The sequence below is a fragment of the Stutzerimonas kunmingensis genome (genome assembly GCF_900114065.1).
In the GTDB taxonomy this organism is placed as follows: domain Bacteria; phylum Pseudomonadota; class Gammaproteobacteria; order Pseudomonadales; family Pseudomonadaceae; genus Stutzerimonas; species Stutzerimonas kunmingensis.
This window is the reverse complement of record NZ_FORS01000009.1, coordinates 1-12,513: the sequence shown is the minus strand read 5'-3', so window position 1 is coordinate 12,513 and position 12,513 is coordinate 1. Positions and strand designations below refer to the sequence as shown.

The following is a 12,513-nucleotide window of genomic DNA, read 5'->3' as shown; positions in this document are numbered from 1 at the left end:
AAGCTTATTTATGTGTTTATAAATGGTGAAGCTCATTTCTGTGGATAACCACGTGGAGCCCTTGGCACTCTTTACTTGTGGCGAAGGATAAACCTGTGCTGCGGCTGGGCGCTGGCGGTGTGAATACCGTCAGCATCCTGTGGATTAAAGTGAAGCTTATACACAGCGGGGGTTTTCACCATCTTACGCCCTAACTTTTCTACTGCCCTTAGGCGGCCTTTTCCACAGGGCTCATGGCGGGAATTTCGGCAGCCGAATGCCATCGCCACGAATTTTCAGCGTAGCGTTGTGCATGAAAGGGGGGCGGGCGTGGTTAGCGCCCGTGCAGTGTCATTTGCCGATGCAGAAGCTCGAGAAGATTCGCCCGAGCAGGTCGTCTGAGCTGAACGCGCCTGTGATCTCACCGAGTGCCTGTTGTGCCAGGCGCAGATCCTCGGCCAGCAGCTCACCGGCGCCGGCCAGCGTCAGTTGGGCATGGCCATGCTCCAGGTACTGGTCGGCCAGACGCAGTGCGTCCAGATGGCGACGTCGGGCGCTGAAGCTGCTTTCAGCGGTCTGCTCGTAGCCCATGCACTGCTTGAGGTGTTCGCGCAGCAACTCGATACCTTCGCCGGATCGTGCGCACAGGCTCAGTGTTGCCTGTCCGTTGTCGTCGAAGCGAATCGAGATCGGCTCACCGCTCAGGTCAGCCTTGTTCCGAATCAGCGTCACCCGGTTCGGCGCAGGGTTGGATTCGAGAAACTCCGGCCAAAGGGCTAGTGGGTCCTGCGCCTCAGGCGCACTGGCATCGACCATCAGGAGTACCCTGTCCGCTTCGCCGATGGCGCTGAGCGCGCGCTGCACACCGATCCGCTCGACCTGATCTTCGGTATCGCGTAGGCCCGCGGTATCGACGACATGCAGCGGCATGCCGTCGATCAGGATATGTTCGCGCAGGACATCGCGGGTGGTGCCGGCAATATCGGTGACAATGGCGGCCTCACGGCCCGCCAGTGCGTTAAGCAGACTGGACTTGCCGGCGTTGGGGCGCCCTGCAATCACCACGGTCATTCCGTCGCGCAGCAAGGCGCCCTGCCCGGCTTCGCGCAGCACTGTGGATAACTCGGCTTTCACGACATCCAATTGTGCCAGGACATGCCCATCGGCGAGAAAGTCGATCTCTTCTTCGGGAAAATCGATCGCCGCTTCGACATAGATACGCAGCTGAATCAATCTTTCGGTCAACTGATGCACGCGGCGAGAGAATTCACCCTGTAGCGAACGCACCGCATTGCGCGCGGCCTGCGCCGAACTCGCTTCGATAAGGTCGGCGATCGCCTCGGCCTGGGCCAGATCGAGCTTGTCGTTAAGGAATGCGCGTTCACTGAATTCGCCTGGCCGAGCCAGACGAACGCCGAGCTCGACGCAGCGCTGCAGCAGCATATCCATGACAACCGGGCCGCCATGCCCCTGCAGTTCGAGTACGTCCTCACCGGTGAACGAATGCGGTCCCGGAAAGAACAGTAGCAGGCCTTCGTCGATCACCTCGCCGTCGTCTGCGTGAAATGCACCGTAATGTGCATGCCGCGGCGTTGGCTCACGGCCGGTCAGGGTAATGGCGATAGCCTTGGACCGTGGCCCTGATACCCGAACGATGCCTACTCCTCCGCGCCCCGGCGCGGTAGCGACGGCGGCAATGGTGTCGCGAACTGGATTCATGCGGCCTCCTTTCTGGACGGCAGATAGCAGAACGCCCCAATCAAGGGGCGTTCTGCATTGGCGGTTGAGGCGTCAGGCGGGCTTCGCCGCGGCCTCGATCTTGCGGGTAATGTACCACTGCTGGGCGATGGACAGGACGTTGTTGACCACCCAGTACAGCACCAGACCGGCAGGGAACCAGAGGAAGAAGAAGGTGAAGATCACCGGCAGCAGCTTCATCACTCGTGCCTGCATCGGATCCGGCGGCGTCGGGTTCAGCTGCTGCTGGATGAACATGGTCACGCCCATGATGATCGGCAGGATGAAGAACGGGTCTTTGATCGAAAGGTCGGTGATCCAGAACATCCAGGGCGCCTGGCGCATCTCGACGCTTTCCAGCAGGACCCAGTACAGGGCCAGGAATACCGGCATCTGCACCAGGATCGGCAGGCAGCCGCCCAGCGGATTGATCTTTTCCTTCTTGTACAGCTCCATCATCGCCTGGGACATCTTCTGGCGGTCGTCGCCATGCTGTTCCTTCAGCGCCTGCATTTTCGGCGACACCGCACGCATGCGCGCCATCGACCGGTAGCTGGCCGCGGAGAGCGGGAAGAAGGCGAGCTTGATGACGATGGTCAGAACGATGATCGACCAGCCCCAGTTGCCCAGCAGCGCGTGGATGTTTTCCAGCAGCCAGAAGATCGGCTGAGCGATGAACCAGAGGATGCCGTAGTCGACGGTCAGACGCAGACCGGGGGACAGTTCTTCCAGCTTGTCCTGGCTCTTCGGGCCGGCATACAGCGTGGCGCCTGTCTCGCCCTGTGCGCCGGCAGGTACGGTAACGGCGGGGCCGGTGAAGCCGATGATGTAGTTGCCCTGGCTATCCTTGCGCGTCTGCACCTGGTTGGTATCGCCCGGCTGAGGAATCCAGGCGGTGACGAAATAATGTTGCAGCCAGGCGATCCAGCCACCCTGCACGCTTTCACGCAGGTTGCTTTCATCCATGTCGCCCATGGAGACCTTACGATACGGCTCGTCCTTGGTCCACAGCGCAGCGCCAAGGTAGGTAGCGGTGCCAGTGGCGGTGCTTGAGGAGGGATCGCCGCTGTTGTCGCGCTTGAGCTGACCGAACAGGTAACCGGTCCAGGGTTGACCGCTTTGGTTGTCGATCAGGTAGTTCACCTTCAGCGCATAGTTACCGCGCTCGAGGGTGAAACGCTTGATGTAGTTGACGCCATCAGCATTGTATTTCAGATCGACGACCACCTGATCCTGACCTTCGGCCAGTTGGTACTCGCTTTTCTCACTGCTGTACTGAGGACGCCCGCTGGCCTTGTCCGGGCCGTCGCCGATCAGGCCGCTTTGTGCTTCATAGACTCGCTCGCCACTACGCTCGAACAGTTGGAACGGCACATCGGGACGATCCTGACGACGCGGGTACTGCGGCAGATGCAGTTCGACGATGTCGCCACCGCGCGGATCGATGGCTACGTCAAGCACGTCGCTGCGCACACGAATCAGCTGGCTGCTTGGCGCGTTAGCCGGCAGGGCGCTGGCCTGTTGCTGGCCGGCAACCGCGGGCACATCGCCAGCGTTGCCTTCGCTGTTGGCCGCGGGGCTATCTGGAAGAGCCGGTACGCCCGGCTGGCTTTGCGCGGTTTCGGTCGGCAGGGCTGCCTGACCGTAGTCCTGATTCCATTGAAGAACCATCAGGTAGGCAACGACTGCTAGAGCGACGAGCAGTATCGAGCGTTTGATATCCATGGTTACTCGGCCATCGGAGATGAATTGGAAGTGTTATGAGAAGGCACGGGATCGTAGCCACCGGGATTCCACGGATGGCAGCGCCCCAACCTGCGCAGGCTCAGCCAGCCGCCACGCAACAGGCCATGAGTTTCGATGGCCTCGAGTGCATAGCAGGAGCAGCTTGGATAGAAACGGCAGTGACTGGCCATCATCGGACTGATGGCGTACTGGTAGACCCTGATCGAAGCGATGGCCAATTTACGCATGGGTGCTGTTGGCGGCTCCAGGTTCGACGGCGGTCTTGGATGGGCTGCGTGACAGTCGCTTCCAGAGCTTGGCGAATTGCTTCGCCAGTTCGGGATTGTCCAGATCAGCCAATCCCTTGCGGGCGATGATCACGATGTCCCAGCCCACCAGATCCGACTGGTGATGGCGGAAGGTCTCACGTATCTGCCGCTTGATGCGGTTACGTTCGACCGAGAGCTTGACGCTTTTCTTGCCGATCACCAGCCCAAGGCGGGGGTGTTGCAGATCGTTCTCGCGTGCCAACAGCAGGACGTTCCTGCCAGGCACCTTACCGGAAGGGGAGTCGAAGACTGCCTTGAATTGGCGGGGAGTCAGCAGACGCTTTTCCCGGCCGAAGCCCCGACTCACTACCTGTTCCGATATCAGACGGTCAGACGCTTACGGCCTTTGGCGCGACGACGCGACAGAACCTGACGACCGTTCTTGGTGGCCATACGTGCACGGAAACCGTGAGTACGAGCGCGCTTGATGGTGCTGGGCTGGAAAGTGCGTTTCATGGTGCGTTTACCTGGTGATCCATTGCGGGCCGGAATGGCCCCCTTTTAAGAGACCGGCGATTGTAGAGAAGCTATCGAGCCAGGTCAATTTCCAACCAGCCCTGCATGGATGAAAAAATAAGAGGAAAAGAAATATAAGCTCTTAAGATGTAATGCTTATATATGTGCAGCACCTTTTCTGTGGATAGATGGCTACAGACCTTAGGAGACGGGCGCTCCCGCGAATGCAAACTTGGTGCGAAAGCGGTGCTCACCCCGTGCAGAGGCTCTGCGCAACCTGGGGATTAAAACGTAAGATATCCACAGGCGATATTGATCAGTGCTTTTGAACAGGCTTGACCACTGCCCTCAGGGGTATTTATCAACAGACTTGGCGACAATGCTTTTCCATGCATTGAGTGGTTGACCAGACCTAGGGTATTCCGTCCTGCGCTTCAGGTTTGTTGTGGATAACCTGAGGGCGCGCCGTTACAATGGCCGCCGTCTTACCTCGACTGAGTCGATAGGAGCTTCCGTGTCGGTGGAACTTTGGCAGCAGTGTGTTGAGATTTTGCGCGATGAACTGCCTGCTCAGCAATTCAACACATGGATTCGTCCACTACAGGTGGAAGGCGATGGTGATGAGCTGCGCGTCTATGCGCCCAATCGCTTCGTGCTCGACTGGGTCAACGAAAAGTACCTTTCCCGATTGTTGGAACTGCTGTCGGAGCGTTCAAGCGGAATCGCACCGGCGCTTTCTCTCCTTATAGGCAGTAAACGGACGTCATCCGCCGCTCTTCCTTCGGCTGCTGCTGCACGTGCTCAGCCACAGCCAATGGCAGTAAGCGCTCCTGCGCCGGCCATGCAGGCGCCACGCTTCGAGCCGTTGTCGGCTGACACCAGTGAACCCGAGCAGCCGCGTGTCGAGCGTACCGTGCAGGTCGAGGGTGGGCTCAAGCACACCAGCTACCTGAACCGGACCTTTACCTTCGAAAATTTCGTCGAGGGCAAATCCAACCAGTTGGCGCGAGCCGCTGCCTGGCAGGTTGCCGACAATCCCAAGCATGGCTACAACCCGCTTTTTCTGTACGGCGGTGTTGGCCTGGGTAAGACTCACCTGATGCATGCAGTGGGTAATCACCTGCTGAAGAAGAACCCCAACGCCAAAGTGGTTTACCTGCACTCCGAGCGCTTCGTGGCCGATATGGTCAAGGCACTGCAGCTCAATGCCATCAACGAGTTCAAGCGCTTCTATCGCTCGGTCGATGCACTACTGATCGACGATATCCAGTTCTTCGCCAAAAAAGAGCGTTCGCAAGAAGAGTTCTTTCACACCTTCAACGCGCTGCTCGAAGGTGGCCAGCAGGTCATCCTCACTAGTGACCGCTATCCCAAGGAAATCGACGGCCTTGAGGAACGTCTGAAATCGCGTTTTGGCTGGGGGCTGACCGTTGCCGTCGAGCCGCCCGAGCTTGAGACTCGTGTAGCGATCCTGATGAAGAAGGCGGACCAGGCGAAGGTGGACCTGCCCCACGACGCGGCTTTCTTCATTGCCCAGCGGATCCGTTCGAACGTCCGTGAACTCGAAGGAGCGCTGAAGCGGGTCATCGCCCATGCTCACTTCATGGGGCGCGATATCACGATTGAACTGATTCGCGAATCGCTGAAGGACTTGCTTGCGTTGCAGGATAAACTGGTCAGCGTCGACAATATCCAGCGCACCGTGGCCGAATACTACAAGATCAAGATCTCCGACTTGCTGTCGAAGCGGCGATCGCGATCGGTCGCCCGACCGCGGCAGGTGGCCATGGCCCTGTCCAAGGAGCTGACCAACCACAGCCTCCCTGAGATTGGCGACGCGTTCGGTGGGCGGGATCACACCACGGTTCTGCATGCTTGCCGTAAAATCGCCGAACTACGGGAAACTGACGCGGATATACGTGAAGATTACAAGAATTTGCTGCGAACTTTGACAACCTGAGTGCGACCTAATCTATAGGCAAGGGACCAGACCATGCATTTCTCCATTCAGCGCGAAGCCCTGTTGAAACCCCTGCAGCTGGTTGCTGGCGTCGTTGAGCGCCGTCAGACCTTGCCGGTGCTGTCCAACGTACTGCTTGTGGTGCAAGGACAGCAATTGTCGCTGACCGGTACCGATCTCGAAGTCGAACTGGTCGGCCGTGTTGCCCTTGAAGAGGCCGCCGAGCCAGGCGAGATCACCGTTCCGGCGCGCAAACTCATGGACATTTGCAAGAGCCTGCCGAGCGATGCGCTGATCAATATCCGTCTCGATGATCAGAAGGTTGTTATCAAGTCCGGGCGCAGCCGCTTTACCCTTTCAACTTTGCCGGCCAATGACTTCCCTACGGTTGAAGAAGGTCCAGGTTCGCTTTCCTTCACCGTCGAACAGGGCAAGCTGCGCAAGCTGATCGAGCGCAGCAGCTTTGCCATGGCGCAGCAGGACGTTCGCTACTACCTCAACGGTATGCTCATCGAAGTTTCAAGCGGAATGCTGCGCGCGGTAGCGACGGACGGCCACCGCCTGGCGATGTGCTCGATGCAGGCGGGGATCGAGCAACCCGATCGGCATCAGGTCATCGTGCCGCGTAAGGGTATCCTCGAGCTCGCGCGGCTGCTCAACGATCAGGACGCCGAGGTCAGCATCGTTCTGGGCCAGCACCATATTCGCGCCACCACTGGCGAGTTCACCTTCACCTCCAAGCTGGTGGACGGCAAGTTCCCGGACTATGAGCGCGTGCTGCCGCGTGGTGGTGACAAGCTAGTGGTGGGAGATCGTCAGTTGCTGCGTGAAGCGTTCAGTCGCACGGCGATTCTCTCCAACGAAAAGTACCGCGGCATTCGTCTGCAGCTGGAAAGTGGGCTGTTGAAGATTCAGGCGAACAACCCCGAACAGGAAGAAGCTGAGGAAGAGGTTGCGGTCGACTACAACGGCAGTTCGTTGGAGATCGGTTTCAACGTCAGCTATCTGCTCGATGTGCTGGGCGTGATGACCACCGAACAGGTGCGTCTGATTCTGTCTGACTCGAACAGCAGTGCTCTGGTTCAGGAATTCGATAACGATGATTCCGCATATGTCGTGATGCCGATGCGTCTGTAAACCAGCTTCATGTCCCTCAGTCGCCTTTCCGTCACCGGGGTCCGCAATCTGCACCCGGTGACGTTATCTCCCTCCTCTCGAATCAACATCCTCTTCGGCGATAACGGTAGCGGAAAAACCAGCTTGCTCGAAGCCATTCACCTGCTCGGGCTGGCGCGCTCGTTTCGTAGCATTCGGCTGAACCCCGTCATCACCTATGAACAATCAGCGTGCACCGTTTTTGGTCAAGTTGATCTGCCAGATCAGCACAGTCGTGCGTTGGGGGTTTCCCGGGATCGTAGCGGTGACGTCCGGATCCGTATCGATGGACAGGGGGTCAGGTCAGCCGCGGAGCTTGCCGATACGCTGCCTTTGCAACTGATCAATCCAGATAGTTTCCGCCTTCTCGAAGGCGCACCGAAATTACGTAGGCAGTTTCTTGATTGGGGCGTGTTCCACGTGGAACATCGGTTCATGCCAGCCTGGCTACGCATGCAGCAGGCGCTCCGGCAACGGAACTCGTGGCTGCGGCATGGTACACTGGACGGCGCTTTGGATGCGGCCTGGAGCCGGGAACTGACGCTGGCAAGTGATGAAATTGACGGATATCGACGGGCCTATATTCAGGCACTTAAACCTGTATTTGAATCGACCCTCGCGGCCTTGCTCGACTTGGACGGCCTGAAGCTGAGTTATTACAGGGGATGGGATAAAGACCGCTCCTTGACTGATGTGCTGGTGTCTTCGCTGGAACGGGATAGGTCATTAGGGCACACCCAATCCGGGCCGCAGCGTGCGGATCTGCGATTGAAGGTTGGCAATCACAACGCGGCTGAAGTGCTATCGCGCGGCCAGCAGAAATTGGTGGTGTGTGCATTGCGTATTGCTCAGGGTCATCTGGTTAGCGAAACCAAGCGCGGTCAGTGCATCTATCTTGTCGACGACCTGCCGTCCGAACTGGACGCCCAACATAGGTTGGCGCTGTGCAAGTTGCTTGAGCAACTTAACTGTCAGGTGTTTATCACCTGCGTAGATTCATCCATTTTGCAAGAAGGCTGGCATGAACAGACGCCAGTCTCAATGTTTCACGTGGAACATGGGCAAATTACCCAGATCCACGGCCCCTCGGGAGTGAAGGCATGAGCGAAAACCACACGTACGATTCGTCGAGCATCAAGGTACTCAAAGGCCTTGATGCAGTGCGCAAGCGCCCTGGCATGTACATCGGCGATACCGACGACGGCACCGGTTTGCATCACATGGTCTTCGAGGTCGTCGATAACTCGATCGACGAAGCGCTGGCCGGGCATTGCAGCGACATCTCCATCACCATCCATACCGATGAATCCATCACCGTTCGCGACAACGGTCGCGGCATTCCGGTGGATATCCATGAGGAAGGTGTTTCGGCGGCAGAGGTCATCATGACCGTGTTGCACGCCGGCGGTAAGTTCGATGACAACTCCTACAAGGTATCCGGTGGACTCCACGGCGTGGGTGTTTCGGTGGTCAACGCGCTGTCCGAGGAGTTGATGCTGACCATCCGCCGCGAGGGCAAGGTCTGGGAACAGCTCTACCGTCATGGCGTGCCCCAGGCACCTTTGGCTCCGGTAGGTGAAACTGATACCTCGGGTACACAGATTCACTTCAAGCCGTCGTCCGAGACCTTCCAGAACATCCATTTCAGCTGGGATATTCTGGCCAAGCGTCTGCGCGAACTGTCATTCCTGAACTCGGGTGTCGGTATCGTCCTGCGGGACGAGCGTACCGCCAAGGAAGAGCTGTTCAAGTACGAGGGCGGTCTGAGCGCGTTCGTTGCTTACCTGAACACAAACAAAACCCCCGTCAACGAGGTGTTTCACTTCAACGTTCAGCGTGACGACGGCGTTGGTGTCGAGGTGGCGCTGCAGTGGAACGACAGCTTTAACGAGAACATTCTCTGCTTTACCAACAATATTCCTCAGCGTGACGGCGGTACTCACCTGGCCGGCTTCCGCTCCGCGCTGACGCGAAACTTGAATTCCTACATTGAGCAGGAAGGCCTGGCCAAGAAGCACAAGATCGCCACTACCGGCGACGATGCCCGCGAAGGCCTGACTGCGATCATTTCGGTGAAGGTTCCGGATCCTAAGTTCAGCTCGCAGACCAAGGACAAACTGGTTTCCTCGGAAGTGAAAACGGCCGTGGAACAGGAGATGGGCAAGTACTTCGGTGATTTCCTCCTCGAGCATCCGGGTGAGGCCAAGGCCGTGGTCGGCAAGATGATCGACGCCGCCCGTGCTCGCGAGGCTGCGCGCAAGGCTCGGGAAATGACCCGTCGTAAAGGCGCTCTGGATATCGCCGGCCTGCCGGGCAAACTTGCTGACTGCCAGGAAAAGGATCCCGCGCTTTCCGAACTCTACATAGTGGAGGGTGATTCTGCGGGTGGCTCGGCCAAGCAAGGTCGTAACCGCAAGACTCAAGCAATTTTGCCGCTCAAGGGCAAGATCCTTAACGTCGAGAAGGCGCGTTTCGACAAGATGATCTCATCCCAGGAAGTGGGCACCCTGATTACTGCTCTGGGCTGTGGTATCGGGCGTGAAGAGTACAACATCGACAAGCTGCGCTATCACAACATCATCATCATGACCGACGCCGACGTCGACGGTTCGCACATCCGGACGCTGCTGTTGACCTTCTTCTTCCGTCAGCTGCCTGAGCTGATCGAGCGCGGCTATGTATATATCGCCCAGCCGCCGCTCTATAAGGTCAAGCGTGGCAAGCAGGAGCAGTACATCAAGGACGACGAGGCGATGGAGGAATACCTCACCCAGTCGGCCCTGGAAGACGCCAGCCTGCACGTCAATGAGCATGCCCCAGGCCTTTCTGGTGGAGCGCTGGAGAAGCTGGTCAACGATTACCGTACGGTGATGAAAACTCTGCAGCGCCTATCGCGTCTGTATCCGTTGGAGTTGACTGAACACTTCATCTACCTGCCGCGTGTTTCAGTAGAGCAGTTGGCCGATCACACCGCGATGCAGGCCTGGCTGGAGCAGTACAGCGCGCAACTCAAGGTCGGTGAACGCTCCGGTTTGATCTACAACGTCAGCTTGCGTGAGGACAAAGAGCGCCACCTGTGGCTACCGGAAGTCGAGATTAGCTCCCACGGCCTGGCCAGCTACATCACCTTCAACCGTGATTTCTTCGCCAGCAACGATTACCGGACGGTAACTGCTCTCGGTGAGAAGCTGAACAGCCTGCTCGAAGAGGGAGCCTATGTTCAGCGCGGTGAGCGCAAAAAGCAGGTATCCACCTTCAAGCAAGCGCTGGAATGGTTGATGACCGAAGGCACGCGCCGCCACAGCGTTCAGCGATACAAGGGACTGGGCGAGATGAACCCGGATCAACTGTGGGAAACCACCATGGATCCAAACGTACGGCGCATGTTGAAAGTGACGATCGAAGATGCCATTGGTGCAGATCAGATCTTCAATACCCTGATGGGCGATGCAGTTGAACCGCGTCGCGACTTCATCGAAACCAACGCTCTGGCAGTGTCTAATCTGGACTTCTGATTCGCTGTCGGCGGGCAGATAAATTGTCATGTTTGTGCTAGTTATTGTCATGACAATTTCTTTCACCACCCCGGCCTAGCGCCGGGGTTTTTCTTTCTAGATCAGGCTTTTAGACATAGTCACACAGCCCCGCATAGGTATGCTGTGTAGTGAAGCTACAAGGAAGAGGCGGAAAATCTCGTTTTGGCGTGGAGGAACTCTGGGAGATTCGACGGGACGGCTGGGGCTCTGCAATTTATGCCAATCAAAAGGGCATCGCCCATCAGCAGTCACTCTGATTGGCAGTGCGATGCGACACGCTTGCGGCTTCTTTGAAACAAACCGCATGCTGATATTCCCGCCACCCTGCCACCCTGCCACCCTGCCTGGAGGTGGGCAAAGTTATTTGCCCTTTCGGCCAAAGTTAAGCGGTTCGGCCAAAGTAATTTGGCGATAGCCTAAAAATAGAAGCCCCTGCTGACGCGAGTCCGCAGGGGCTTTTGCTTAGCCTGAAGCCTCTACTGGCCGGTGCTCCAGTCGGCCAAGAAGGCTTCAGTCAGGCGGTGCTTGGTCTTGTGCTCCTCAACGATCCCAGCTGATTTCATCCTGCTGAAGGTCGAATTCATCGAGGCTTTGTTGGTTTTATTTCCCGGTATACGTCTGGTTCTCAGCGCATCGATAACCCATTGGCTACGAATGCGGGGTCTTTGATCGTTCAACATGTCCACAACCAAGAACGTCATGTAGCCCTTGCTGATGCCCCATTTTTTGGCAAACGCGTCGGGTAGATCTGTGGTCTGCTGGTCAGTGATGTCCAGACCAAACCACGCAACGTAGTCATCAGCATGGAACGCAGTGCCTTCGTGCAGCAGCTTCGCTACTTTGGCTTTCAGGCCATCATAAAGCGCAGGGTGAGTGACTTGTTGTATCGCACGCTCAAGATCGCCATCTGCTTGCTTCAATACGCCGGGTTGTAGGCCATCCAGCAATGAAGCCCAAAGCGCATACAAATCCGCAAAAGCAGACCAGCCCTGCTCGATAACACCTGGGAATTTATAACGAAGATCACCCACTCGACGATCCTCTGCTGGCAGAGAACTCATGCCGACTAAGGTAGCCCTAGCGCCATCCACGAGGATGTTGAGCGGGGTTATGTTCCTATGGGTGAATCCCAGCCTGTGTAGATAGCCAAGCCCCGCGAGTAATTGCTCCAGCCAGTGCCGGAACTCGTCGGCACTGATAGACGCTTGGTCAAAGAGCGTCTCACCACTCGCCCATGCTCGACTTATGAAATAAGCATCGGTACTGGGAATTCGAGCAAGATCGAATACCCGCTCCAATGCAGGATGTAGTGGTCAACCCATCCCGGACAGTGGGTTAAGTTTTTCTTCGGCCACCGCAGGCGGTAGCCCATCGTTGAATTGATGCGGCCTGATCCAGTTGTAGCGGTGCATCAGGTAATGACTGATGTCCCGTTGGGCCTCCTGAGCTGTCAGGTAACCGGTCGGTGGAATCCACTCCGATTTCAAACTGCGGAACAATCGCTCCATCGGCGAGTTATCCCAGCAGTTGCCCCGGCGGCTCATGCTCTGTTCCATCCGATATCGCCACAACCGTTGCCGAAACAGGCGGCTAGCGTATTGGCTGCCCTGATCGGAATGAAACAGTACCTGCTGCG

General features: G+C 57.4%; 11 protein-coding genes. 4 read left to right on the top strand and 7 right to left on the bottom strand.

Features of this window, described 5'->3' with window-relative positions:
• Window positions 1–330: 330 nt before the first annotated feature.
• The 5 genes from mnmE to rpmH all read right to left on the bottom strand — a co-directional run bounded on the left by mnmE (window position 331) and on the right by rpmH (window position 4,226).
• Window positions 331–1,698, bottom strand: coding sequence for a tRNA uridine-5-carboxymethylaminomethyl(34) synthesis GTPase MnmE (mnmE, locus tag BM275_RS18150; protein ID WP_090522755.1), 1,368 nt, complete (start codon window positions 1,696–1,698; stop codon window positions 331–333).
• Window positions 1,699–1,770: 72 nt separating this feature from the next.
• On the bottom strand, window positions 1,771–3,441 hold the full coding sequence (yidC, locus tag BM275_RS18145) for a membrane protein insertase YidC (RefSeq protein WP_042925928.1): 1,671 nt from the start codon (window positions 3,439–3,441) through the stop codon (window positions 1,771–1,773).
• A 2-nt stretch (window positions 3,442–3,443) separates the two neighbouring features.
• Window positions 3,444–3,689, bottom strand: coding sequence for a membrane protein insertion efficiency factor YidD (yidD, locus tag BM275_RS18140; RefSeq protein ID WP_014822280.1), 246 nt, complete (start codon window positions 3,687–3,689; stop codon window positions 3,444–3,446).
• Complete coding sequence (rnpA, locus tag BM275_RS18135) at window positions 3,682–4,077, bottom strand: ribonuclease P protein component (protein ID WP_014822281.1); 396 nt, start codon at window positions 4,075–4,077, stop codon at window positions 3,682–3,684. The genes yidD and rnpA overlap by 8 nt, the downstream gene beginning before the upstream one ends.
• Before the next feature lie 14 nt (window positions 4,078–4,091).
• Complete coding sequence (gene rpmH / locus BM275_RS18130; protein WP_003290924.1) at window positions 4,092–4,226, bottom strand: 50S ribosomal protein L34; 135 nt, start codon at window positions 4,224–4,226, stop codon at window positions 4,092–4,094.
• Between the two features lie 514 nt (window positions 4,227–4,740).
• On the opposite strand from rpmH, the gene dnaA reads away from it, so the two are divergent.
• From dnaA to gyrB, 4 genes are read left to right on the top strand one after another with little or no spacing between them, the layout of a single operon-like run.
• On the top strand, window positions 4,741–6,186 hold the full coding sequence (gene dnaA / locus BM275_RS18125; RefSeq protein ID WP_090522753.1) for a chromosomal replication initiator protein DnaA: 1,446 nt from the start codon (window positions 4,741–4,743) through the stop codon (window positions 6,184–6,186).
• Window positions 6,187–6,219: 33 nt separating this feature from the next.
• A complete protein-coding gene (gene dnaN, locus BM275_RS18120; protein WP_090522751.1) occupies window positions 6,220–7,323 on the top strand; it encodes a DNA polymerase III subunit beta in 1,104 nt (367 codons plus the stop codon).
• A 9-nt stretch (window positions 7,324–7,332) separates the two neighbouring features.
• Window positions 7,333–8,445, top strand: a complete 1,113-nt coding sequence (gene recF, locus BM275_RS18115) for a DNA replication/repair protein RecF (RefSeq protein ID WP_090522749.1) — start codon at window positions 7,333–7,335, stop codon at window positions 8,443–8,445.
• On the top strand, window positions 8,442–10,856 hold the full coding sequence (gene gyrB / locus BM275_RS18110; protein WP_023446448.1) for a DNA topoisomerase (ATP-hydrolyzing) subunit B: 2,415 nt from the start codon (window positions 8,442–8,444) through the stop codon (window positions 10,854–10,856). Before recF ends, gyrB begins: the two co-directional genes overlap by 4 nt.
• Before the next feature lie 497 nt (window positions 10,857–11,353).
• On the opposite strand, the gene BM275_RS18105 is transcribed toward gyrB, so the two are convergent.
• Together BM275_RS18105 and BM275_RS18100 are read right to left on the bottom strand one after the other, a co-directional pair.
• Window positions 11,354–11,908, bottom strand: a complete 555-nt coding sequence (locus tag BM275_RS18105; RefSeq protein ID WP_341864684.1) for a hypothetical protein — start codon at window positions 11,906–11,908, stop codon at window positions 11,354–11,356.
• Window positions 11,909–12,190: 282 nt separating this feature from the next.
• Window positions 12,191–12,513 (bottom strand): integrase core domain-containing protein (locus tag BM275_RS18100; RefSeq protein WP_139229585.1); only part of this gene is annotated, 323 nt, incomplete at its 5' end.